The organism is Trichocoleus sp. AS-A1, from assembly GCF_039962015.1.
Classification (GTDB): domain Bacteria; phylum Cyanobacteriota; class Cyanobacteriia; order Cyanobacteriales; family FACHB-T130; genus FACHB-T130.
In genome coordinates this window covers 16,874-40,516 of sequence record NZ_JAMPKG010000023.1, presented here as the reverse complement: position 1 = coordinate 40,516, position 23,643 = coordinate 16,874, and the positions used below count along the sequence as shown (strand labels likewise).

At 48.5% G+C, this 23,643-nt stretch carries 18 protein-coding genes and 2 pseudogenes; 6 read left to right on the top strand and 14 right to left on the bottom strand.

Features of this window, described 5'->3' with window-relative positions; genetic code table 11:
• Positions 1 to 2 precede the first annotated feature (2 nt).
• Positions 3 to 953 (bottom strand): alpha/beta fold hydrolase, encoded by a 951-nt coding sequence (locus NC994_RS17800; protein ID WP_190429292.1) that lies wholly within the window; start codon positions 951 to 953, stop codon positions 3 to 5.
• Between the two features lie 450 nt (positions 954 to 1,403).
• Between NC994_RS17800 and infC the strand changes: the two genes are divergently transcribed.
• The 3 genes from infC (at position 1,404) to NC994_RS17785 (ending at position 5,642) form a co-directional block, all read left to right on the top strand.
• Complete coding sequence (gene infC / locus NC994_RS17795; protein WP_190410345.1) at positions 1,404 to 1,937, top strand: translation initiation factor IF-3; 534 nt, start codon at positions 1,404 to 1,406, stop codon at positions 1,935 to 1,937.
• 124 nt (positions 1,938 to 2,061) lie between these two features.
• Entirely contained in the window at positions 2,062 to 5,034 is a 2,973-nt protein-coding gene (locus NC994_RS17790; protein WP_190437768.1) for a HEAT repeat domain-containing protein, read from the top strand.
• A 128-nt stretch (positions 5,035 to 5,162) separates the two neighbouring features.
• Positions 5,163 to 5,642: a Crp/Fnr family transcriptional regulator gene (locus NC994_RS17785; RefSeq protein ID WP_190429295.1), complete on the top strand. Its 480-nt coding sequence runs from the start codon at positions 5,163 to 5,165 to the stop codon at positions 5,640 to 5,642.
• A gap of 68 nt (positions 5,643 to 5,710) precedes the next feature.
• On the opposite strand, the gene NC994_RS17780 is transcribed toward NC994_RS17785, so the two are convergent.
• From NC994_RS17780 to fbp, 6 genes are all read right to left on the bottom strand, one after another.
• Positions 5,711 to 7,126 carry a dynamin family protein gene (locus tag NC994_RS17780; RefSeq protein ID WP_190437765.1) on the bottom strand — a complete coding sequence of 472 codons (1,416 nt, stop codon included), beginning with the start codon at positions 7,124 to 7,126 and terminating at the stop codon, positions 5,711 to 5,713.
• Positions 7,127 to 7,349: 223 nt separating this feature from the next.
• On the bottom strand, positions 7,350 to 8,795 hold the full coding sequence (locus NC994_RS17775) for a cobyrinate a,c-diamide synthase (RefSeq protein ID WP_190437760.1): 1,446 nt from the start codon (positions 8,793 to 8,795) through the stop codon (positions 7,350 to 7,352).
• 76 nt (positions 8,796 to 8,871) lie between these two features.
• On the bottom strand, positions 8,872 to 10,248 hold the full coding sequence (gene opcA, locus NC994_RS17770; protein WP_190437757.1) for a glucose-6-phosphate dehydrogenase assembly protein OpcA: 1,377 nt from the start codon (positions 10,246 to 10,248) through the stop codon (positions 8,872 to 8,874).
• Positions 10,249 to 10,437: 189 nt separating this feature from the next.
• On the bottom strand, positions 10,438 to 11,967 hold the full coding sequence (gene zwf, locus NC994_RS17765) for a glucose-6-phosphate dehydrogenase (protein WP_190437753.1): 1,530 nt from the start codon (positions 11,965 to 11,967) through the stop codon (positions 10,438 to 10,440).
• A 145-nt stretch (positions 11,968 to 12,112) separates the two neighbouring features.
• On the bottom strand, positions 12,113 to 13,258 hold the full coding sequence (tal, locus tag NC994_RS17760; RefSeq protein ID WP_190410432.1) for a transaldolase: 1,146 nt from the start codon (positions 13,256 to 13,258) through the stop codon (positions 12,113 to 12,115).
• Between the two features lie 109 nt (positions 13,259 to 13,367).
• Entirely contained in the window at positions 13,368 to 14,447 is a 1,080-nt protein-coding gene (gene fbp / locus NC994_RS17755) for a class 1 fructose-bisphosphatase (RefSeq protein ID WP_190410352.1), read from the bottom strand.
• A gap of 233 nt (positions 14,448 to 14,680) precedes the next feature.
• Here fbp and NC994_RS17750 point away from each other — a divergent pair, with 233 nt between their 5' ends.
• Entirely contained in the window at positions 14,681 to 15,763 is a 1,083-nt protein-coding gene (locus tag NC994_RS17750) for an ATP-dependent 6-phosphofructokinase (protein ID WP_190429299.1), read from the top strand.
• A 281-nt stretch (positions 15,764 to 16,044) separates the two neighbouring features.
• Here the strand turns inward: NC994_RS17750 and NC994_RS17745 are convergent, their stop codons facing one another.
• The 4 genes and pseudogenes from NC994_RS17745 to nrdJ (NC994_RS17730) form a co-directional block, all read right to left on the bottom strand.
• A complete protein-coding gene (locus tag NC994_RS17745; protein ID WP_190410354.1) occupies positions 16,045 to 16,323 on the bottom strand; it encodes an RNA-binding protein in 279 nt (92 codons plus the stop codon).
• Positions 16,324 to 16,726: 403 nt separating this feature from the next.
• Positions 16,727 to 16,948, bottom strand: a complete 222-nt coding sequence (locus NC994_RS17740; RefSeq protein WP_190410355.1) for a hypothetical protein — start codon at positions 16,946 to 16,948, stop codon at positions 16,727 to 16,729.
• Between the two features lie 122 nt (positions 16,949 to 17,070).
• A pseudogene (gene nrdJ / locus NC994_RS17735) lies at positions 17,071 to 18,141 on the bottom strand (ribonucleoside-triphosphate reductase, adenosylcobalamin-dependent); the annotation flags it as partial.
• A 244-nt stretch (positions 18,142 to 18,385) separates the two neighbouring features.
• A pseudogene (gene nrdJ / locus NC994_RS17730) lies at positions 18,386 to 19,615 on the bottom strand (ribonucleoside-triphosphate reductase, adenosylcobalamin-dependent); the annotation flags it as partial.
• Positions 19,616 to 20,144: 529 nt separating this feature from the next.
• Between nrdJ (NC994_RS17730) and NC994_RS17725 the strand changes: the two are divergent.
• Positions 20,145 to 20,726, top strand: coding sequence for an Npun_F5749 family FMN-dependent PPOX-type flavoprotein (locus tag NC994_RS17725; RefSeq protein ID WP_190429301.1), 582 nt, complete (start codon positions 20,145 to 20,147; stop codon positions 20,724 to 20,726).
• Between the two features lie 62 nt (positions 20,727 to 20,788).
• Here the strand turns inward: NC994_RS17725 and cysE are convergent, their stop codons facing one another.
• Together cysE and NC994_RS17715 are read right to left on the bottom strand one after the other, a co-directional pair.
• Complete coding sequence (gene cysE, locus NC994_RS17720; protein WP_190410358.1) at positions 20,789 to 21,550, bottom strand: serine O-acetyltransferase; 762 nt, start codon at positions 21,548 to 21,550, stop codon at positions 20,789 to 20,791.
• 163 nt (positions 21,551 to 21,713) lie between these two features.
• Positions 21,714 to 22,175, bottom strand: coding sequence for a hypothetical protein (locus NC994_RS17715; RefSeq protein ID WP_190437743.1), 462 nt, complete (start codon positions 22,173 to 22,175; stop codon positions 21,714 to 21,716).
• A gap of 191 nt (positions 22,176 to 22,366) precedes the next feature.
• Here NC994_RS17715 and NC994_RS17710 point away from each other — a divergent pair, with 191 nt between their 5' ends.
• The gene (locus tag NC994_RS17710; protein WP_190437740.1) at positions 22,367 to 22,528 is read left to right on the top strand and encodes a hypothetical protein; all 162 of its coding nucleotides are present in this window, start codon (positions 22,367 to 22,369) and stop codon (positions 22,526 to 22,528) included.
• A 173-nt stretch (positions 22,529 to 22,701) separates the two neighbouring features.
• Here the strand turns inward: NC994_RS17710 and NC994_RS17705 are convergent, their stop codons facing one another.
• Positions 22,702 to 23,424, bottom strand: coding sequence for an alternative oxidase (locus NC994_RS17705; protein ID WP_190437738.1), 723 nt, complete (start codon positions 23,422 to 23,424; stop codon positions 22,702 to 22,704).
• Positions 23,425 to 23,643: the final 219 nt, after the last annotated feature.

Sequence of the window (23,643 nt, the reverse complement as noted above, 5' to 3'; positions counted from 1 at the left end):
AGCTAATCACTCACTGCTAACTGTTTTTGGGGTGTAGCAGAGCTATCTACCTGGTCTTCAGGCATCGTTTCAAGCCAGTTGAGGATAATCTGGTTAACTTCATCTGGACATTCGTCATGGGGACAGTGACCTGCATCCAGCTCAACCAACTGAAGCTTAGGGTTGATATCCCTAAATCGAGCCAGTACGCTAAAAGGAATCATTTTATCTTGCCGACCCCAAATCAAGAGCATGGGCGTGTTCAAGGTTGGCAGTAAGGTTTTGACACTGGGGCTAAATTTAGCACTGGTCATCGCTTTAAGGATGGCACCGAATGCTGCTGCCGAACCCCGATCTTGAGCGGGACCTGCCAGAATATCTACCAGTTCGTCGGTGACAGCATTTGGGTTAGCGTAAGCGATCGCTGCCCACTTGCGGACGAAGGAGGGACGCCTGACTAGATAAAAGACATTCTGGAGAATCACGGGTGAAGCCACAACACCTTTGACCCCTGCCACAACGGGTCGCAACCAGGCGGGAATTGCCTCTTCCTCCACGGAGGGATCGGGCAAACTCATCATCACAAAACCTTTCACCATTTCTGGATGCGCGGCTGCCACTGCCAGACACACCAGCGATCCTATGGAATTTCCGACTAAGACTACTGGCTGCTGAATAAAAGTCCGCCAGAAATCATAAACTTGCTCTACCCAAAGATCGACTTTGTAGTCTGCCTGCGCCTTTCGGGATGCCCCAAATCCCAGCATATCCAGCGCATAAACCGTGTGAGACTGACCGAGTACCGCTAGATTGTGTCGCCAGTGTCCAATGGAAGTCCCAAATCCATGCAGCAGCAATAAGGGGGTCGTCTTTTGTGTCGGTTGAGACGCCCGGATGTATGTATAGCGAGTCTGCCAACCCCGCCAAACCCAGTCTCTTTGACTGCCAATTCGATGCTGCCAATGCTGGGTCACGATCGCTTTTGCCTCAAATTAATAAGTTTTATAAACTTTATCTTTGTCTGTTGATTTCCATTTTAGTGGTTTGCTGCTAGAGCGTGTCTCATCAGGGTTTCTGAGAACTTAAGTTAACAAACCTAGACAAAACCCATGCTGTATGGCTGCACAGAAAAAGTCCCTACCTCGAACACCAGACTTACATCGTCTGCGTAAATTGCCAATCAACAGTCGTTGAGGGGGAGATGGGAGCGATCGCTTTTTGGAAGTTACGTGAACAACTATAGACAGAAACTCTCCCATACTCAGTAGAATGGCAGATACAAGGAAAGAAAAACTTGGTTTCTTTGGGAATGAAATTGAGAACGCCAGGAAGCAGCCTGTAGCCCTAGTGCGATCGCTCAAACATTCAACAACCCACTGCTATCAAAATTAACCTTATCAACTAACCGAGCAAACATAACCCTAATGCCTGTGATTGAGAAAAGACGCACTCGCGATCTACCCCAAATTAACGAACGTATTCGTTTTCCCCAAATTCGCGTCATTGACACCGATGGCACGCAGCTGGGAATTATGACGCCAAACGAGGCTATCCGCATCGCTGAAGAAAAAGAGCTGGATCTTGTCCTGCTCAGCGATAAGGCAGAACCCCCCGTTTGCCGGATTATGAACTATGGCAAATATAAATTTGAACAAGAGAAAAAAGCGCGGGAAGCTCGGAAAAATCAGCATACCGCTGATGTCAAGGAAGTGAAGATGCGCTACAAGATTGAAGAGCATGACTATCAGGTGCGAGTTAATCAAGCCGAGCGCTTTCTGAAAGCGGGAGATAAGGTCAAAGCCACGATTACGTTCCGAGGTCGCGAAATTCAACACAGCGATTTAGCCGAGGACTTGCTCAAGCGGATGGCGACGGATTTACAGGAACTAGCGGAAGTGCAGCAAGCTCCCAAAAAAGAAGGTCGCAACATGATGATGCTGCTGTCTCCGAAAAAATAGCTCAGTAGTCGGCGGTCAGTAGTCAGTGGTCAGTGGTGTGGGGAAGACCAGGCGTCGCCCGAACAGTGGTCAGTGGCAAAAAAGAAACACTGACCACTGACTACTGACAACGGACAAAATACCAATGAAACTGAACAATCGCGCTTGGTCTTGGTCCGATTGGGGTCGGGGATTACTCCAGTGGGTCAATCTTCGTCCAGAAGAAGGAGAGCGAACACTATTCATGTTCGCTTTCTATACCACAACTTCCATCGGCATCATCTGGGCAGAAGCTAGTACTGTAGCCCTTTTTCTGAAAGAGTATGGCGCAGAGCAATTGCCCCTGTTCTATATCCTCTCAGCGGGTATCGGTTCGAGCCTGGGCTTTGTCTACTCTTGGATGCAAAAGATTTTGCCTTTGCGCTGGGTAGTTGTCCTAGTAGCCTCCCTTGCAGTCATCCCCCTTGTCCTATTCCGCCTGGGATTAGATATTGTCTATTTGGCTGGCGTCACAGTCTTTCTGATGCGGCTGTGGGTGGAAGCGATTAACGTCCTCAATGACCTCAACACTTCCATTACTGCTAATCAACTCTTCAATATCCGGGAAATTAAGCGCACCTACCCCCTCATTAGTAGTGGCATCCTCGTTGCAGATGTTGTCAGTGGTTTTTCCCTCCCCCTAATCCTCGCCACCGTTGGACTGAATAACGTTTCCCTGGTTGCTGTCGTGATGATGGGGTTGGGAGCTTGTAGCCTTTTTTATCTCACCCAGCAGTACAAGCAAGCCTTTCCGGATTCTCCCGTCAGAGCCAACTTAAATCAAGAAAGCGACTTCACATCCAGGCGTCTGAGAGGCCCCTTACAGCGCTACGTCATCCCCTTATTTGGCTTCTTCATCGTCGGGCAGATTCTGTTTTTGTTAATTGATTTTCAGTATCTGAGTCAATTAGAGCTGAACTTTGACAGCAAGGAAATTGCCAGTTTCCTCGGTTTGTTTAGCGGCATCGTGGGTTTATGCGAACTAGCAACCCAGTGGTTTATCTCCAGTCGAGCCATCGAACGGCTGGGAGTATTTGTTGCCGCTATGTTGTTGCCTGTGGCAATTATTATTCTTAGCTTGGTTGCTCTCACCGGGGTTACAGGCTTTTTTCTAGGTCTGATCTTCCTCAAATTTATAGATGAACTGCTACGCTATACCCTCATGGCTGCCCTTGGGCCGGTTCTATTCCAACCGCTCCCCGATAACATTCGCAGCTCAATCATGGCTCAGGTGCGGGGCATCGCCGAATCCCTCTCAACAGGATTTACTGGAGCGGGGATTTTAGGCATCATCAGCTTGTTAGCCTTTACCTTTCACAACCTGTCGGAGAACTCGCTGCGATCGCTCCAAAGTTGGGTGTTTGTCGCCGTTATTATTATTTTTGCCCTCCTCTGGCTGTTAATTGTTTTCCTGCTTCGGTCGAGCTATGTCGGCTTGCTGGTTCAGAGCGCTCAAGGAGAACGGCTAAGCGTTTCAGATGTCGATCTGCGAGTCCTCAAGCGTGCTGTTGTCGAAACACTGGAGAAACCAGGTACGGAAGCAGATAAACGCTCTTGCATCGAACTCCTGTGCCAAATCGACTTGGAGGATGTGGGCGAAATCCTTGCTCCGCTGCTCACTCATCTCACTCCAGCCTTGCAGCGCCAGAGCCTAGAAGCAATGCTGCTGACGCCGAATCCCACTTATTTAGACCAAGTTCAGGGGCTGATTGCTCAAAAACTCAATCCAGAAGTTCTTGCTGTCGCTCTACGCTATATCTGGCTAACTCAGGAAACCCCTGATATTAGCCAGTTACAGCCCTACCTCCGCCCAAACGTAGACCCGGTGGTGCGGGGAACCGCCGCCGCTTTAATATTGCGCCGGGGCACCCCGACGGAGAAAGCCGAAGCGACCAATACCTTGCGCCGGATGCTGACTCATCAACGGGAACGGGAACGAGTCATGGGTTGTCGAGCGCTGGGAGAGGCAGATTATTTGCAGGCACTGCGACTTTATATTCCTAGTTTGTTACAAGATGAGTCTTTGCGCGTGCGCTGCGCCTTGCTAGAGGTAATTTCCTCAACCCGTTTACACGAATACTATCCGGCTCTGGTGCGAGGGCTTTACTACAAATCTACCCGCGAAGCGGCTCTCGGTGCGATTGTGCGTTTAGGAGATGAAGCGATTCCGATGCTGGTCGAGTTAGCACAAGATATCCACAAACCAGATTTGGTAAGGCTACAGGCTTGGAGTGCGATGGGTCAAATTGGCACGCCGGAAGCCCTCAATCAGTTGGTGGCTCATCTAAAAACCGGCTGGGGGACTACGCGACGCAACATCCTGCGGATTCTGCTCAAAATGTCCCACGAAACCGGAATCGAGGGGGTTCTCGACCGCTTAGGTCGCAGCGGCGTTGAAATGTTGATTGAGCAGGAAATGCTGTTTGTCGGACACTTGTATGCGGCTTTAGTAGATTTGTCGGCGGATGAGCCAATTGAGTCTTTTTTCGCCTCAACACGAGAAGCGAACCAGTCAGCGCTTTCATTGCTACAACGGGCACTTCTGGAAGAGCAGTCGGATGTGATTGAGCGGTGTTTTTTGCTGATGAAGTTTCTTTATCCGGCTAGCTCGATTCAAGCAGCAGCGTTTAATCTCCAATCTGATTCGCCATCGAATATCGCGCTGGGGTTGGAAATTTTGGATAATACTCTAGATATCGCTAAGAAGCGATCGCTCGTGGGAATTCTCGACCGGCGACCGGAGAAAGAAAAACTGCAAAACTTAGCAGAGATGTTTCCTTATCAACCGATGATTCAGAGCGATCGCCTGCGTCGGTTGCTGGATTTACGTCATTTTCTGTCAGACTGGCCTTTAGCATGTTGTTTTCATGCAGCACGTCAGGCGAAATGGAGTTTGACGCCGGAACAGACGCTGGTGTGTCTGCGCCATCCCACCGGCTTTGTGCGGGAAGCGGTTTTGGCTTATTTGAGAGCCGCTGCACCCCGCGCTTTGCAGGAAATGTTGCCCGTCCTGAAAAATGACCGCGATCGCCTTGTCGCCGCCCAAGTTCAGCAGATGATGGCAGAACTGGGACAATAGAGGGACTAGAGACTCTGGACTCTGGATGATTACCCTAATGACGATGGGCTGTTCTCAAGTCTAAAGTCTAAAGTCCAAGGTCTAAAAGTCTAAAGTCTAAAAGTCCAAAGTCTAGAGTCTAGATTCCGATGTTAACCAGCGTTGAGCGCCTATTATTTGTCAGAGGCGTCCCGATTTTCCAGGAACTGCGGGATGATTTTCTGGTGCGGCTGGCTTCTGTGATGGATGAGCTATCCTTTCCAGCGCATCATACGATTTTTACTGAAGGACAAGAAGGGCGATCGCTCTACATTGTCGTTTCCGGCAGGGTACGGGTTCATTTTGGCGGTCGAGATTTGGCGCACTTAGAGCAGGGAGCCACCTTTGGGGAGATGTCGTTGTTTGATGCTGAGCCGCGTTCGGCTTCGATTACGACTTTGGAATCTTGCGAGTGTCTGATGCTGACGCAGTTGCAACTGTATGATGCGATTGATGAGACGCCAGGAATTGCGGTGAACATCATTCGTTTGCTGTCCCGTCGCATCCGCGAACTGAACAACAAGATCAACGTTTATAAGGCGGAAAGTCAGGAAGCAGATTTAAGTAAGGCGGGGAATTTGGGAGGATGAACTGCGAAGCAAGGAGAAAAAGCCAGGAAGAGACGCGATCGCATCCATTAGCCAAATTCTTTAATAGCTTAGTTAATTATCTGTACTGGCTTCCAACTATCCAACGATTTCCGAATCAAAGTTAATTCATCCATATATTCATTCAGTTGAGCTTTCCGTTCCTTTAAACTTGTCACAATTCGAGGGGGTATTACTTCCTTTTTTCGGGGTTCGGTTGCCAAATGCTCTAGCTCGTTCCCTAATGATTGAATTAGCTTATTAGTTAGCGTCTCTGTATTTTGCGAAACTGCCTTTTCTTGAATATTTTCAGTTTCTACTTCCCCGCTTACAAGACGGGTATTCAGGGAATCTTCTATTGCTTTAGCAGCTTTATTGAGTTCTGCCAAAACTCCACTCAGAAGATTCCAACCTAAATTTTCAATAATTGTTTGAAGCACTATTTCTTGAATAACAGGAATTCCGCTATCTCTTAGAACTTTTGGCGCAATTTCTATAGGCTGGGGAACTCTAAATTCACCTTCCTCAGTTTCTTCTATATAGTTCCCTAAAAATACTTGGACGAACTCTTTTGTATGACTGCTAGTTGCTGTGCTGTTTTGAATCAGTTTTGCTAAAAGTCCTTTTCTAGAATTTGCCGAATAGATAATCGGACTTGAAAAACCTAAGCCGATTAACGTTTGTTTGCAGATTTCAATAACTTCAGAAACGTCTATATGTGTGTTTTTCGGCTCAACCTCATTAATAATAAAGAAAACCTTACCTTGATTGATTGCTAAAATTTGGCGATATTTCTCTATTATTTTTTTTAAAAAAACGGATACAGAATCATTTTTAAAATTATTCTCATTTAAAATAAATAAGATTACATCGGTATTTTCTAAAGTTTCTAAGATTATCTGTTCTTGCTCTGTTGTCGGGGTGAATTTTATAGATGTTTGCTCATTTTCAACAGACAGATCGCTTAGAGTAAAGCCAGCTAGAGATGAAAGCGTGCTAATTGCTTCAATCGGATGTTCTATTTCAAAGCGGATAGTCCGATCGGGATTATGTTGATTCCGAATAGATTCAGTATGCTCTAGAAATTTTTGGGCAATTTCGACCGCATCACCAGAAGCGATCGCAACAGGTTGCCAATGTCCTTCTCGATACTCCAGAAATCTATGCACTTGTCCAGAATCAATATGTCGGATATCGGTACGGCAGGCAGTAATCGCTTCAGCTTCACTCGGTAAAATATCTGCACCTATTAAGGCATTTAGGAACGTGTTTTTACCTGCATTCAGAGGAGCAATCACCGCAACTTGATACTTCTGCTCTTTTAAAGCATATAACGCTTTAGTAATATCATTTTCGATGCGTTGTAACGCCTTGGTATCGTCTCTCTCCCCTTCGCGTGTTGCTCGAATTTCTTGAAGGGACTGTAAGAGTAGCCTACCTGTGATGTAAATGCTGTCGTGTGCTGCTTGAAACTGTTCAGAAGACATAGCAATCGTCCGCCGAAAGGGGCTAGCGTAAGTTAGCTAAAGCTTACATCAGCTGAACGCAGAAGAAACAAACAAGAGTGACAGTTGCGATCGCAGGCTACTACACGCTCAAGCATTGCAGACACAAGTCGCGATCGCGTACAGCCCTTTGGGCATGAAAACAGCGAAGTGAGGCGTCAGCCTAGCGCCAACCTGTCGGTTCCATCCGTCCACCCATCTTTATTTACGTCTCGCTTGACTCCTTCCCCGCTTGGGAAAAATCAAAACAATACCTTAGAAATCGAGCCGGAATCTCCGGACAGCCGCCAAAATGAAGATGGACGTAGGAAGCATGAACGTGATGCACTGCCCACCCCTCACTGGTAACGGGACTGTTGGGATCGTACCCCCGATTTTGAAAAAGTGGCGCTTCCGGTTCCTCAGTTAAGTGAGAACGGTGAAACTCATGCCCCCAAACGGTTCCCCCAGCCGGCAGGAGGGGACTTTCTTGCAGGGCGATCGCTTGCCGATACCCTAAACGCAGGCGCGAACTCATGGCGGCTGTGGTGGGTAAAACTCCTACCATCTGGAAAGAATTTCCCTCAAAATCTACAATTCTTTCGGACAAATACATTAAACCGCCACACTCGGCATAAGTAGGCATTCCCGCCAAAATTGCCTTCCGCACTGCATCACGAGTCGCGGTATTTTCAGCCAAGTTTTGGGCAAAAACTTCCGGGAAACCACCCCCAAAATATAATCCTTGAATGCCTTCTGGTAAGCTGTTGTCCGTCAGCGGACTCCAAAACACCAATTCTGCTCCCAGGGATGCCAGTATATCTAGATTGTCTTGATAATAGAAGCTAAAAGCGCGATCGCGGGCAACCGCAATTTTTAACGAATCGAGGATATACCCGGATGGCTGGGGTGAGGGATGAATCAATTCTAGCTGTTGCCTTGGTTCCACCTTGAGAAGCGGCAAAAGCTGTTCCCACTCAAAGCAACTGTCTCCCAAATCCGCAAGCCGATCGATTAAAGCATCCATCTGAGACAGCTCTGCGGTGGGCACCAAGCCCAGATGTCGGTCGGGAATAGTGATATTATCTTGTCGCCGCAAAATGCCTAGAACGGGCAAATGCAAGGGTTCTAGAGCATCTTTGAGCAGTTGCAGGTGGCGATCGCTTCCCACCCGATTTAACACCACTCCAGCAATCTTGATTCTAGAGTCAAAAGAACGATAGCCATGAGCGATCGCTGCCACCGAACCAGATAACCGGCTGCAATCTAACACCAACAGCACGGGTAAATCCAAAAGCCGCGCAATATGAGCCGTACTTCCAACGTCAGTGCTAAGTGCAAAATTTTCCGTTTCTTGCTCAAGATTTAACTTTTCATTCTGAATTCTCTTGACTCCGTCAAATAGCCCCATGACCCCTTCCACGAGGGCATAGTCGCTTCCATAACGATGAGCAAGAAAAGACTGCTGCACGTAAGTTTCAGAGGTCAGTACCGGGTCTAAATTCCGGCAAGCACGACCAGTCACGTACGTGTGAAACATCGGGTCGATGTAATCTGGCCCTACTTTAAAAGATTGAACCTGGTAACTCCGACGACATAAAGACGACAGCAGGGCGAGCGTAACTGTCGTTTTGCCCACCCCGCTGCGTTCTCCGGCGATCGCTAATGCCATATTTACTCATTGCTTGTTGTTCATCGTTCATCTATGTTGCGATGAACAGTTGCTATGAACAATGAACAATTCGCGATTAACCATTCGCGATCGCTAATTTGAGAATTGCCGCCGTGATCGCCATACTTTCTACGTAAAGCATATCCCGGCTCCAACGCCGCAACTGCTGACTTAACAAGAACTCAGCTTTTTGGTCAGACATCGGCGTTACCTGTTGAATCCGGCAAGCTTGGGCACCACCACCTGCCTCCATCCGCATACAACCCGTCGTTTCGGAACACAAAACCGTACAACAGTCTGCATCCAGGTTCGTCGAACTCAGACGTAGCGCAATCAAGTCACCCGGTATATCGCCCCAGTCAGCAGTAGGAATCCCTGCCAACTCCGCTTCTATTGTCCGCTGATCGGGAGCAACAAATTCAATCCGCTTGATGTCATAATCACCGCCTTCTTGGGTATATGAAACGGGGTGCCACTGCAACCGGCTCGCCAGCCAACCAATAAACATCAATGCTTGGTCAGGATTGCCCTTTTCATAATTAATCGTCACCTTATCCACTTCCTTAAGAGCCTCGCGGCGCTCTGGTGGATCGAAAGCTTCGGCGGTTAATTCTTGCCACGGAGCCAGCCGACGCCAATTGAGGTCGGCAACCGGAATGCCTTGTTCCAGAAGGGTTTGTACCCGCAGTAAATCATCCTGTGGTTCGTTGAAAACACAAGAGTCAACGATCACAGAATTGCAGACTGCTGCCAGCCGCTTAAACAGAGCATCATTGGGATCGGGCGTACCCTTCCACCAGAGAAACTTAGGCAGACCGCCGATTAGCAACCCACTCACAATCCCACCGATACGTTCCAAAGCTTCGGCGGTGCCTTGCAGAGTAATGTATTCGCAGCAGATCAGGGTATTGTGACTTTGCTTTTGGATGGGGCAATAGGCTGAGACTTGAGCCGTCACGCCTTCATCTTCCCCAGAGACGGGGCATAAAGCAATGATCCGGCAGGGGTTCGCGGCTGCGATCGCATCCGCAATTCTAAAGCTATCTGAGGAAGACTGCTGACCATTACTGGCATCTGCCTCTTTTGTATTCCCATCGGAGCGCTTCTTTGCTTGCTCTACTCGCAGTCGGTCGAGGATTCCGGCATCCGTCTTGCCCGTTACTGGCAGTCCATAAGCTTTCTGAGCCGTCTTGATCGCCGCCTCTGTCAGCGGGCCATCAATTCCATCGATCGGGCCTTTGTAAAATCCTAAAGCTGCCAACAGCTGCTGAGTTTCCTCCGGTTCGTAAACCACAAAAGTAAATGTGGTTGCCCGCGTAGCCATCGGAGACTCGCCATTATCATTGTCGCTATTGTAGCTTTGCCAAATTTGATGCAGTTCCGCCTCAATTTCTGTCATTGAGACATCTTTGGGCGGTTGTATTGAAACAATCGGAAGAGATTGTGTTGCCATATTCAGTGATTGAAGAAAAGGTAATTGGTAAAAAGGTAATTGGTAATTGGTAAAAAGGTAATTGGTAAAAAGTTTTAAGTTGTAGAGACACGATTGATTGCGTCTGAGTTTTGAATGAAAGGGTTTCTCCTAACTTCAAACTCAATACTTACAACTCTAATTACCCATTACCGATTACCCATAACCCAACTACAATCTGCGCCAGCGGCGTCCATCTTGATTAATCAAGAATTCTGCCTCCTCTGGCTCCCAGGTTCCCGCTTCATACTGGGGAACCGATGCTGGGTCAGTGTTCGCTTCCCAAGCGTTTAATGCCGGTGTTACAACACGCCACGCTTCTTCTACTTCATCAGCTCTCGTGAACAAAGTTTGGTCGCCTAACATACAGTCGATTAACAGCCGGTCATAAGCATCGGACGTTGCCATCCCAAACGAGGAACCATAGCTAAAGTCCATATCTACCGAGCGCGTCCGCAGTTCTGTTCCCGGCATTTTGGCTTCAAAACGCAGAGAAATTCCTTCATTCGGCTGAATCCGCATCGTCAGCACATTCGGACTTGCTTGCTGGGCGGCAGATTGAAAGATTAAGAAAGGAACTTCGCGGAAGTGGATGGAAATCTCGCTGACCTTCTTGGGTAGACGCTTGCCGGTTCGCATATAGAAAGGAACTCCTTGCCAGCGCCAGTTATCAATTAGCAGCTTCATCGCTACATAAGTTGGCGTCGTGGAGTTGGGGTTGACCCCCGGTTCTTCTCGATATCCAGGCACCGGCTTACCCTTCATCCATCCAGCAGAGTATTGACCCCTAACCGCTGATAATTCCAGGTTATGCACGTCTGCCAGGTGAGTTGCTTGCAGAACCTTCATTTTTTCGGTGCGGATACTATCGGCATCTAGGGAATTGGGGGGTTCCATTGCCGTGAGACAGAAAGTCTGCATCAGGTGGTTCTGCATCATATCCCGCAAGGCTCCGGAGCTTTCGTAGTATCCGGCACGGTCTTCGACGCCTACGGTTTCTGCCACCGTAATTTGAACGTGATCGACAAACTGTCGGTTCCAAATCGGCTCAAAAATTGCGTTAGCGAAACGGAAAACCAGGAGATTCTGAACCGTTTCTTTACCCAGATAGTGGTCGATGCGGTAAACCTGTTTTTCTTGGCAAACCTGCTGCACTACGCGGTTTAGGGCTTGGGCGGAGTTGAGATCCCGTCCAAAAGGTTTTTCAATCACCAGACGGGTTTTCAGTGGGTCATCGAGCATGCCCGCCGTACCCAATTGGCGAAGCGCTTCTGGGAAGAAATTTGGAGAAACGGAGAGGTAAAATACGCGGTTTCCTCGCGTTCCGCGCTGACCATCCAATTCTGCTAAGAAGGCTTTCAGTTTCTGGTAACTTTCGGGCTTGTCAATATCACCAGGGCAGTAGTATAGACCTTGGGCGAAGTCGTGCCAGAGTTCTTCTGAGCCAATCCCATCGCTAAATTCTTCGATTCCCTCGCGCATCTGCTCCCGGAAGTAGTCGTGGCTCCACTCCCGACGCGCCACGCCGACAATGGTCATTTCCGCTGGCAGGCGTCGTTGCAGCTTCATCTGATAGAGAGCTGGCACGAGCTTCCGTTGCGTCAAGTCTCCGGATGCCCCGAAGATTACCAATATCTGCGGCTCTGGTATCCGTTCCTGCCGCAACCCAACACGTAAAGGATTTTCTAGCAGTGTGACCATAGAAGGATAGTTTTGAATTTTGAATCTTGAATTTTGAATTTTGAGTTTTGAGCTTTGAGTTTTAAATTCCTAGCTGAATTGATAACTTTGAATTATCAGACCCCTTTCTTAACTTAAAACTCAGCACTCAAAACTCAAAACTTTCTTACACGGGTTGCAGATGTTTGATTTTCTCTTCCAAGGATGCGGTTAGAGATTCAAAGGGCTTCACAAATTTCTCAATTCCTTCGACTAGCAATTCGTCCATCACTTCGTCTAGATTGATGTCGATGTCGGGGTCTTTGAGACTTTCAATCAGCTGATAGGCTTCTTCCACCCCAGTTTCAATGCGAGAAGCAACGTCGCAGTGGTCGGCGCAGGCTTCGATGGTATTCGGTGGCAAGGTGTTTACTGTGTCTGGGCCAACCAGCTCATCCACATACATGACATCGCTGTAGCTGGGGTCTTTGGTGCTGGTACTTGCCCACAACAACCGCTGGACATTTGCACCTTTTGCTGATAGGGCTTTCCAGCGATCGCTCTTAACGATCTCTTTGTACTTCTGGTAGGCAATTTTGGCGTTAGCGATCGCGATTTTGCCCTTAATTGCCGTCAGTTCTGCCTTTTTCTCGATTCTATCCACGCCTGCTTTCAGCATGGCATCAATACGAGCATCAATATTAATATCGATGCGGCTAAGGAAGAAACTCGCTACCGAGGAGATTCTGCTGATGTCTTTGCCTTCCGCTGCCCGCTTTTCTAAGCCGCGAATGTAAGCCCAAGCGGTCTCAACATAGCTCTCAACGGAGAATAGCAGCGTCACGTTGACGTTGATCCCCTCTGAGATGACTTGCTCGACGGCTGGCAAACCTGCCGTAGTGCCGGGAATCTTGATCATGACGTTATCTTTACCGATTTCTTGGTAATAACGCCGAGCTTCCTCAATCGTGCCTTGGGTGTCGTGGGCGATGTTTGGCGGTACTTCAATACTGACGTACCCATCCAGACCTTCAGAGGAGTCATAGACAGGGCGGAGGATGTCGCAGGCATTGCGGATATCCTCAAACACCAAGGATTCGTAAATCTTTTCAACGGGCAATCCAGCTTTGATCCCGGCTTCAATATCGGCGTCGTAGATGGCATTTCCAGCGATCGCTTTTTCAAAGATGGCTGGATTAGAGGTGATCCCGCAGATCCCTTTATTCTCAACCATATCTTTGAGTTCGCCGCTTTGAATCAAATCACGGGTCAAGTTATCCATCCAGATACTCTGACCGTATTGTTTGATCTCTAATAGATGATTGTTTGGCATATCTGTCATTTTTTGGCTCCTAACAATTGTCTTTGTAACGCTAGATCGAGAATGTTCCCGTTGAGCAGCTTGAAAGGTCAATGCGGGAATTTTTCAAGAAAGCAAAACCTTATTGAGGCACGCGCGATCGCGCGATCGCGTTTTTATCCTCATCCCATGCCCGTTTCTGAATAAAAGATTCCACCAAGGTGACATCTTCTTTGCTACCGATCAGCAATGGCGATCGCGCATGAAGGGCATTTGGCACTACGTCCAAGATCTCTTGCGTACCCGTACTTGCTCGACCCCCGGCTTGCTCTATTAAAAAGGCTAAGGGAGCCGATTCATACAGCAACCGCAATTTTCCTTCTGGTTTTTTCACAGTACCAGGGTAAAGGAAAACACCTCCTTGGAAGAGAATCCGGTGAATATCTCCCACCAGCGCCCCGCCGTAGCGAGCCGTATAGCCTTCCTGTCGATGAACATAGCGGATATAGTCTCGCAAGGGTTCTTCCCACTGCCAGAAATTTCCCTCATTGACACTATAAATAGAGCCGTGATTGGGAATCTGAATGTTTTCACTCGAAAGGATAAACTCGCCTAAGCTGGGATCGAGGGTGAAAGCATGAACCCCAGTGCCAATCGAATACACCAGCATCGTGCTAGGCCCGTATAGCACATAACCTGCGGCGATTTGTTTGCGCCCATTTTGCAATAAATCGCCGCCGGTTTGATTTTCATCGGTTCCTTCTTGTTGGCGAATTGCGAAGATGGAACCCACGTTGATATTGATATCTACATTCGAGGAGCCATCAATCGGGTCATAGAGCAGGGTATAGCGCCCGATTGGGCAATTTTCGGGAATATAGTAAGGCTTCTCCATTTCCTCGGATGCCAAACGGCAGACTAAACCGCTTTGCTTAAATACCGAGATAAATACGTCATTGGCATAGACATCCATCTTTTTGACGGATTCCCCTTGCACATTCACATCACCCGTAAATCCCAGCACGCCTTCGAGTAATCCTGCCCTGCTGAGTCGTCGCGCAATCAACTTTGCCGCGAGGGCAATGCGATTCATAATCGCGCTCAAGTCCTGGGCATCTGCCGAAAAGCTGTGGAGTTGCTGCAAAACGTGACGAGATAGCGTTGTGCAGTCGCGATCTAGGGCTTGTTCCTGAACGACGAAAGGCTGTTCCACGTTGGACATAGTTTTCGTCCTCCCTTTCAATAAATGCTTTGTGAATAGGGCAGCTCTCATTGAGCTACTGCCCCAACATATCAAGACCTGGTCGCTCTACCTTCTATCTTAGGGAGCCATTTCTCAGGATGGTGTTTAACTTTATATCAACTAAAGAAATAAAATCTTTAGACGCGCTTTATTGTCTAAAAGGCAACAAGGCTGAAATTAGATAATTACCGCTCGCAATCCAAAAAAACAAGATGGGAGAATACAAACGGATCGGAATCCTGACCAGTGGGGGTGACTGTGCGGGGCTAAATGCTGTGATTCGGGCAGTTGTCCGCTGTGCAAATGGTAAGTACGGCTGGGAAGTGTGGGGGATTTGCCGGTCTACGCTGGGCTTAATGAGCAGTCCGCCAGAAGCAATCAAGCTGGAGTTTGATAAGGTAGACCACTTGCTCACGATGGGCGGTACAGTGCTGGGAACGACGAACAAAGGAAATCCCTTTGCGTTTCCAATGGCGGATGGAAGTTTGCGCGATCGCTCAGAAGACATTATTGCGGGCTACCATCAACTAGGCTTGTCAGCTTTAATTGGAGTTGGCGGGGACGGCAGTTTAGCGATTCTCCGAAAACTCGCGCAACAAGGCGGGATCAACTTAGTCGGGATTCCCAAAACCATTGATAACGATGTCGGTAGCACTGAGCGTTCTATCGGATTTGATACCGCCGTCAACATCGCCACCGAAGCCCTCGACCGATTGCACTTTACTGCGGCTAGCCACAATCGAGTCATGATCCTGGAAGTGATGGGGCGCGATGCCGGTCATATTGCCCTGAATGCGGGGATCGCCGGTGGAGCTAATGTGATCTTGATCCCGGAAATTCCTTACACCATTGAAAATGTCTGTCGCAAAATTCGGAATCGTCAAGCGATGGGAAAGAATTTCTCGATCGTCATTGTCTCAGAGGCGGTTTGCACGGCTGAAGGCAATCCAGTTAAGAGTATGGATCGATTCGGGGAATGTCGATTAGGCGGAATCGGACAGTATTTGGCAGAGGAAATTTCGATTGCTAGTGGTGCAGAAACCCGCGTGACTGTTTTAGGTCACGTTCAGCGAGGGGGACTGCCTTCGCCCCTGGATCGGTTACTGGCAACTGCCTTTGGGGTGGCAGCGGTCGATCTGATTGCTGAGGAAAAGTACGATCGCGTTGTTACCTGGCAAAACCGCGAGATTGTCAGCGTGCCAATTGCTGAAGCGATTGGACAATACAGAGCCGTCGATCCCGACGATACTTTGGTCAAGACTGCCAGAGGTTTGGGGATTTGCCTTGGAGATTAAAAGACTAAAAACTAAAGTTCTGCGATCGCGGTGTAGAAATATTTAACAGAGCAATCTGCGATCGCGAAGCTTTCTGTTTCGCTCTACCAGCTTAGAGATTTAACTTAGAAACTTAACGAGCCGCCGGATTCTCCACCGCCACGACTCGTCTCTTGTGTGAGCCATCAGCATCAATTCTGCTCGGTGTTGAGAACCGGTGGCAATGCGCGACAAAACCAGCACAGTTGTCCTTTTTTAGGAGTGTTTTTCAAACAACCGTGCTGATTTCGCCCTATCTTTCCTTAAAATCTGCTTCGCCTCGCGCCGCCGCGATCGTCCTCCTTGGGTCGTGCTTTATTCACTCTAAGCTGACGGCCCATCCATTCAGCCCCATCTAATTCGGTGATGGCTGCGTCTTCTTGGGCATCATCTGTCATTTCAACAAAAGCAAATCCGCGCATACGTCCCGTTTCGCGGTCTGTCGGTAAGACAACTCGCTTCACCGCGCCGTACTCTGCAAAGACTGCTGTCAAATCTTCTTCGGTCGCTTGGTAAGACAGGTTTCCAACGTAAATGGTCATGTGGATCGATAAAGCTGAACGAGGAACTAAAGTTCAGAACCCCTAGATGGCTAGATGTGACCCATAATGCCAGGTCAAGACTTATTTACCAATGGTGAATTTTCATCAACCCAGCCCACAAATGTGGCTGCACGAGTCCCAAATCCGACCATTAATAGGACTGAACTTTTAGGTTTCGTCCTATCATAGCCTACTAATTTCATTGTGGGAGAGGATCTAGGGTACACGCTGAGGGGTTCTCTAATTATTAAAATTCCCTGACTTTTAGCAGTGGCTCAGAAGGCATTGCCCAAGGGAGAATTTCAAAGATTAGGGAGGCTAAATTTCCCAGAAAAATCGACCGATCCGCTGCCAGCTTTCCAGCCGTCTTTATCTTTAGCCTCCTTCAGCTTTCGATGCCAAGTTAGTCAATAGAAATTGACTGTGGGCCACTACCTTTGCCGTTACCACTGCCGTTGGAAGAAGCCGTAGGGGAAGGAGCTACACCTGCCTGTCCGTCAAGCCAGGTTTTCACGGGGTCATCATTCAGGTTGATGCGGAGTAAACCAGAAACCAATCCGCCTAAGAAAGCGCCTGGGTGCTGAGTGAATTCTTTAAAGAGCGGGGTTAGTTCATCGAGAAACATTGAGAGTCTCCTGTTGCTGCCTGATAGTAACTGATGTCTATCCGTCGATCGTAGCGTGTCCGATTGCGGGTATTGGTATGGGAAGATGCGATCGCTTCTTCCCAAAAACAAGGTTTACGCCTCTAGCCAGACTTTTGGTCGGAGAATAAGCACTTATCCGAGTCGCACCCAGCGGGACCGACTTCCATCAAATAGCCTGAATCGTAGCGACTTAAGGCAGCATGAAAATTTTCGGTCTGGCGTCGCTTTTCGACTTCCTGAACTATCTGCTCATACTGCTCTTTGGCGATTGGCTCAAACGGCAAGCGCGGAAACGTCTGATGATCGTCGAAGCGAGCTAGAAGTGCTGCTGAGATGTAACCCTCATCGTCTCGGATTGCTTCGTAAATCCGAGTGCCTAACGCTTCGATCTCGCTCTCGCGCAACTCGATGGTCGCGGAGGTGTTGTGACGCACAAAGAATTTTTGAACTTGCATATAAAAATCCATTTGCGCGAGAGCGTTAAACTTGCCAATCTCGATTTGATCGGCTCCCGGTAAATCCGCCCAAGCGACAGCAACGGGGATTTCTACTAGCCATTCCGAGCATCTGGGATCGAAGGGATCGTTCAGGAGATTGCCGTTTTCATCTTTATCAGACTGAGACGGAATCACGTTGTACCCGTAGTCAATACACGCCAGAGCAACTGGGTCATTCTTTCTGAAGGTGATCCGGCGCAGAAAACGTTGAGCTTTTGGCGGATGCCAGCCCGGTGAAGCGCCTGTCAGCAAGGATTTTGTCCCGGAAGGCTGAACTGTGGTGCAGCGGTTGGGGCGTTTGATGCCGTGGCGATCGCAATAATCCCAAACCACTTGATGCACTGTTTCCCGCCAGCGCGTCAGATATTCCTGCTCCCGCTTCTTAAAGCTTAGTCCCGCCTCTGTTTCCGGTCTCCCTTCTTCCCACCAGCGCAACCAATCCACACCAAAGGCATTCACAAAGAAATCAAATAATCCTGTGAAAGAAACTCCCACAATTGGATCGAGTTCTCGTGACTTTCGATAGCGTTCTTCGACAAATTCGTGATTGAGCAGCGAGGCGACTGATAATGCTCCAGCCGTGAAAGCTTCCTCTTGTTCTTTATAGTTATGTGGGTCAATTTGATTGAGATGAACCTCCGAAAGGTTGCAGTGGAAGTTTGAGCCGATGATTTCCGGTTTTGTTATCCACTATTTCTAGTGGTCTCGGACTATATCTTCACCTGGTCTAGGTGGAGGGCGCTATCTGACCATTATTGGTTTCCCGCAGGTCTAGTCTCTGAACCTTCTCCAGCTCTGGGGCTACCTGCCTTACATCTGGAGCTTGGCTGCTGATTACCTTGCACCTTTTTGGGTGTTTAGGCTTCCAGCAATTCACCCTCTGACTATCTAACCTGTTCCCAGGTTAGGCGGCAAAATCTAAGCTACCGCAGGGATTCAAACCAACACGAGCTAATCGATGCTCTATCTCATCAGGAGATAGGTCGGGGTAGTGTTCTCCTAACCACTGTTCAGCCTTAGCTTGACTATAAGCTTGCAGAAAATCAGTTTTCAGCTCAGGGGTTTCTAATAGATCGCAGTTGGCTCTTGCTACTGCTTCTCCTGCCCATTGAATTGCGCCTTCCCCGGAATAATGCTGCTGACGAACAGAGGCAAGGCATTCTTCTAGAGTGGGTTTGTGGTGGAAAACTCTAGTGTGATTTGCCATGCGAAGCGCATCCCGTTCTGGATCGATGCGCCAGTTACCATTTTCATCCTGCTGCCAAAGATTGCCTTTCGCGTCGGCAAATTTTTCATCATCGCTAGAACCTTGCCTCATTCCAGCTGAGCGCCTGACGTTGCCAGCAACCACGACAACCGCGGCTTCATCTATTAATAAACAGCATTCAACCGAATTCAGACGCCTTCCTAGAGCTTTATTTAAAATTGACGCGCAACGTTCGTAAAGACCTGACAACTTCACCGGATTGGCAACGCCACCAAAGCCTTTGAGGGGTTCTCCAGCTGCTCGGACATCGCTGAGGTCGATGGATACCTGTACTTCTGCTGTGAAGCGCTCATCGCTCGATAATTCCAGCAAAGTTTGATAAGACTTAACCCAGCCTTGGCGACTGTCTCCGACGTAAATTTTGACTTTTTCGCCCTCTATTTTCACTCCTGTCAGTTCGCGGCGCTGCAACGCAGGAGTAGAGCCAATCTCGCCTTGTACCGTCACCACAAGGCGATTGCGAATTCGTGGCAGTTGATTAATGTATTTTGGTTCGAGAACGGCTCCAGTGCCACATCCCATCATTGCCAAATCCATCATCAGCCCGAAGGCACGCCAGTCTACTACATTGGTGCTGGTGCAGTTGTAGGCTCCTGAGAAGTTTTCGGGTCTTTCAATCCACTCGCTGCCGCCCACCCACAGCCAACGTCCGGAGGCAAGAGCTTTCATCTGGCGCTGCATGCGATCGATCGTGTCAGCTTCTTCAGGGGTGAGCTTGCCAAGCTTCGTCAACGCCCTAATCGTGCGATCGCACACTTCATCCCAAGTCTCGCGCCCCGATTGGGTGCGACGGCTGTACGTCCTAAAAAATACAGGATTCGCAGCCGGTGCCGTTTCAGGAAACCGGCTCGTCTGGATTACTCGCTCAAGCTCTCGAACCATAGGTCAAGTCTGATTGGTTTTGGGAAAATTCACAGATCACTTACTATACGCGATCGCAGATATGGGGTCAAAGCTTGAAAAATCGAGGAAATTGCGCTATCCGTGTGGCTTTCTAGATAAAATTGGTACAGTAAAATATCCCATTGAGCGGCTCAATTGGTCACAGTCGTAATAGTTACAAGAGCGTCAAAAGGCAAAAATTAAGGGCGATTGTCAGCCGCCCTTTCCCATCGTTTGAGATTACTGTCTTGCTTTCAATTGCCTTTTTGAGAGGCGGTGCAAACGTTCAACAGCAAACTTATTTCACGAGCGCAACAGACAGGATCTTCCCAGTTACAAATACTCCCTGTCGCAGTCATTTGGCTCATCAAATTCGGAGGGCAGCAAGTCGCAAAGTTACCAGATTGCGATCGCGTTAATTTTTCCAAATCCGTTAAAGGAGCGCTAGGAAACGGCAATTAAACAACTCAAGATACTAAACTGATATTTTGGAAAATGGGTAATTGGTAATGGGGATGAACTCTTGACGATGATGCTTGCTCCCTGGCGATCGCTTCTTTCGGGTGCCCTACACCGTAACCGTAGCGAACCCCATTCTCGCTACTTACAGCTAGCCACCATCCAGGCTGATGGGCGTCCTGCTAACCGCACGCTCGTCTTTCGGGGATTTTTAGACAATACCAACCAATTAAAATTTGTCACCGATTCTCGCAGCCAGAAAGCCGATCAAATCGAGCATCACCCTTGGGCAGAAGCTTGCTGGTACTTTACCACCACTCGCGAACAATTTCGCCTCGCTGGGACGCTGACGCTGGTAGGAGCCAATTATCCTGATTCTCTGCTCCAGCAAGCGCGTCAGGTGTCTTGGCAAGACCTTTCCGACGCCGCTCGCCTGCAATTTGGTTGGCCCCATCCCAGAGAAAGGAGAGCCGATGTCAGCACTTTTTCTCCGCCGCCACCCGACCCCCAAAAGCCGCTAGAGAGTTTTTGTCTCCTACTACTAGAACCCGTACAGGTCGATCATTTGGAGTTGCGAGGCGATCCCCAAAACCGAAGTCTTTATCGCCTCGAAAGTTCTCAAGCTTGGTCTATTCAAGCCGTAAATCCGTAAGAATTAAAAACGCAAAATTAAAAATTGAGAAATTCCATTTTTAATTTCTAATTTTTAATTACTCAAATCCCAGAACCATCTAAGAATTGCCGGATCAATCCATCTTGCACACGACAACTGGGTGCGGCGGCGGCTGGGATATCCGATACATGATGTCCGGCTCCTAAGGGAACAGGCATTGAGGCATGAGCCGGTTGTTGTAACTCTTGTACCTGTTGTTCTAGTGCTTCCAGACGGTCAACCAAAGCCCGAATTACCGCAGCCTCAGAATCGGGAAGGCTTCCATGTTCTAAGGGATTCACGCGGACGCCGGAACGATAAAGAATCCGACCCGGAACGCCTACTACCGTACAATCCGAAGGAACATCGCGCAATACAACCGAGCCAGCACCAATGCGGACATTATTGCCGATTTGAAGATTGCCGAGAACTTTGGCACCAGCACCGACTACGACATTTTCCCCCAAGGTAGGGTGACGCTTGCCACTTTCTTTCCCAGTACCGCCTAGCGTAACGCCCTGATAGATCAGAGCATAATCTCCCACAATGGCGGTTTCACCAATTACCACACCCATGCCGTGGTCAATAAAAACGCCCCGCCCGATTACGGCACCAGGGTGGATTTCAATGCCGGTAAAAAAGCGAGCTAAGTGGGAAATCAACCGGGGGATGAAGGGGATTCCCAGTAGTCTTAGCCAGTGTGCAAGGCGATGAAATAGCAGCGCTTGCAAACCGGGATAGCAAAATAAAACCTCCAGCCAGTTACGGGCTGCTGGATCGCGCTCGAAGATGATGCGAAAGTCAGCTAGAAGCGTAGATAGCACGAGTGGATATCCATTTTGGCACTACAGACCACTCACTATCATATCGTTCCGAGTGAGTTTCTAAGGTAGGGGAACCGCACCGAAGTTTTAAATTTTGGATGGCGGTGTGAGAATGATGACAGGTCAAGACTTAGACTCTAAATCATCTAAAAAATCTGGGGTTCTATTCTGGTTGCACAGAAAGCGTATAATCCCATCTTTGCCGCTCTTTGATGGAACCTACCCAAATACTATAGTTGCCTGATTTCCAGTCTGAGTCTGTGATACTCGCATCTTTGTTGGAACCCGTGTCATCGCCACAGCGAATGGTACCATCAGGCCCCTTGATGACTAGAGTGGTGTCCTTGCCTCCAGTATTTACTTTTACTGTCAGATTGGGGAAACCTTTCTTCACCACCATGATATGGTCGGGAGTTTCGTCGCCCCCATAACCAATACAGGGATTGTTTTGGCGATCGCGATTAGCGATCGCTGACAGGGAGAATGCTCCGCTGGTATAACCAGTCACAGATGCCTTGCCACTTCCATCAACAATCAAACGGTCAAAATTTGCTTCTTTTGCTAAAACGGCTGTAGCGCTGAAAACGGTCAGTAAAGCTAGAATTCCAAAACGCCTAAATTGCATGGCAAGTACCTCTTCTCAACTACGGTATTTATTTTCTCTCCGTAGATGAGTACGGAATATAGATAAGCCTACTTATAGTTGTAATCAAAACGGTTCTCTCTATTGGCAGTATAGGTGCCAGATGTATGTCTGCCACATGAATCACAATTTTTTGTTGCAGTATTTTGTTGCCCTATTTTGTAGGAGGTTGTGTGCCCCTCGTTATCTTGATGATGCTGCTGTTTGTCACCAGCTGGTTCTTCTCGGAAGTTTTAGTGTTATTTCCTTTGAGCATTTTGAATTTAGTATCAATCCCCCAATGGTTGATGATGGTAGGGATCTTGATCTTGTTTGCCTGGTGTTTTGGGGAATAATGCTCAACTGTGTGCGTGTTGGCTCAAAAAATCGAGAGCATCTTCAGCCTTTTAAAAAATGCAAATTAAAGAACTCCACCCCAGCGGGAAGGTTTGGGGCGGGGTTCTTTAAAATTCCGCTACCTATTCTCTAGCACCGGCTAACCAGCAAGAGAATAGACCATTAACTACTCTTAAAAGGGAGAATCAGCTAACTCGCGCTCAAGCTCAGCGTCTGTCACTAGAGGCAGTACAACCTGCTGTTCCGAATAAGGGAGAGAGTGGGGACTCTTAAAGGTTTTCTGAGCATCCGCTTTTTGACACGCCATCATGGTTTTGACGTGTTCGCCTTCGTCATCCCGGATGTTGACGAAAACGTCATAGAGGTTATCAACCGCAGGGCGGCGAGATTCGGGGACTACGCCGGTTTGAAATTCATCAAATAGGTAGAGATCGCCGTCCCGGTAGTAGTTGATCGCAACTTGGGGCGCGGGTTTGGTTTTCAATTCGGCTTCATGCTCGCGCAAGAAGGCGTCGTAGGTATGATGGGCGTGTTCTTCCACCATTTCCATGAAGTTGTAGGCGGTGCGGGGCGACGCGATGTAAAGTCCTACAACTACCCAGTAGTAGAACAGGGCTGTGGTTTGGGCAAGGAAGCGATCGCTCCAATGTTGGTTTCCCCCTAACGATTCCATAATCAGCAGGTGGTGCATTTCATTCCAAGATTCAGCGAAGTGAACCTTGAGCCAGTCAGCTTTTCGCCACCAACCGAGGGTTTCGTAAAGGTGTAAAACTGATAGGAAGGAAAAATAGGGGACGCGAGCCACTGTTTCTAGCACGTAGAAGCGCTGATAAGGGCGATCGCGATAAAGCGTGTCGATCACGAACACAAGCACGCTAACCAGAAATCGAATCATTAAGTCCTCCCTTAGGAGTGAGAAGAATGGCTGAAAATTCAGCCTGGAGGAAGATGCTGTTGGGTTTTTCTTTCCTCTTACTTTGATCGTAGCGTTCCCCGGAGCGATGGGTATCGCCTGAGTGGGTGAACTAGGGTGAGAAGTCCGAACATTAGGGTTCGGGTTGCACTTACCTAACCCTCCAGCCATCTTCAAAGCCCCGCTCCGCTTCGGAGAGGC

Coding starts and splice junctions, on each gene's coding strand:
- infC (WP_190410345.1), top strand. CDS start 1,404: ATGCCTGTGATTGAGAAAAGACGCACTCGCGATCTACCCCAAATTAAC.
- NC994_RS17790 (WP_190437768.1), top strand. CDS start 2,062: ATGAAACTGAACAATCGCGCTTGGTCTTGGTCCGATTGGGGTCGGGGA.
- NC994_RS17785 (WP_190429295.1), top strand. CDS start 5,163: ATGTTAACCAGCGTTGAGCGCCTATTATTTGTCAGAGGCGTCCCGATT.
- NC994_RS17780 (WP_190437765.1), bottom strand. CDS start 7,126: ATGTCTTCTGAACAGTTTCAAGCAGCACACGACAGCATTTACATCACA.
- NC994_RS17775 (WP_190437760.1), bottom strand. CDS start 8,795: ATGGCATTAGCGATCGCCGGAGAACGCAGCGGGGTGGGCAAAACGACA.
- opcA (WP_190437757.1), bottom strand. CDS start 10,248: ATGGCAACACAATCTCTTCCGATTGTTTCAATACAACCGCCCAAAGAT.
- zwf (WP_190437753.1), bottom strand. CDS start 11,967: ATGGTCACACTGCTAGAAAATCCTTTACGTGTTGGGTTGCGGCAGGAA.
- tal (WP_190410432.1), bottom strand. CDS start 13,258: ATGCCAAACAATCATCTATTAGAGATCAAACAATACGGTCAGAGTATC.
- fbp (WP_190410352.1), bottom strand. CDS start 14,447: ATGTCCAACGTGGAACAGCCTTTCGTCGTTCAGGAACAAGCCCTAGAT.
- NC994_RS17750 (WP_190429299.1), top strand. CDS start 14,681: ATGGGAGAATACAAACGGATCGGAATCCTGACCAGTGGGGGTGACTGT.
- NC994_RS17745 (WP_190410354.1), bottom strand. CDS start 16,323: ATGACCATTTACGTTGGAAACCTGTCTTACCAAGCGACCGAAGAAGAT.
- NC994_RS17740 (WP_190410355.1), bottom strand. CDS start 16,948: ATGTTTCTCGATGAACTAACCCCGCTCTTTAAAGAATTCACTCAGCAC.
- NC994_RS17725 (WP_190429301.1), top strand. CDS start 20,145: ATGATGCTTGCTCCCTGGCGATCGCTTCTTTCGGGTGCCCTACACCGT.
- NC994_RS17715 (WP_190437743.1), bottom strand. CDS start 22,175: ATGCAATTTAGGCGTTTTGGAATTCTAGCTTTACTGACCGTTTTCAGC.
- NC994_RS17705 (WP_190437738.1), bottom strand. CDS start 23,424: ATGATTCGATTTCTGGTTAGCGTGCTTGTGTTCGTGATCGACACGCTT.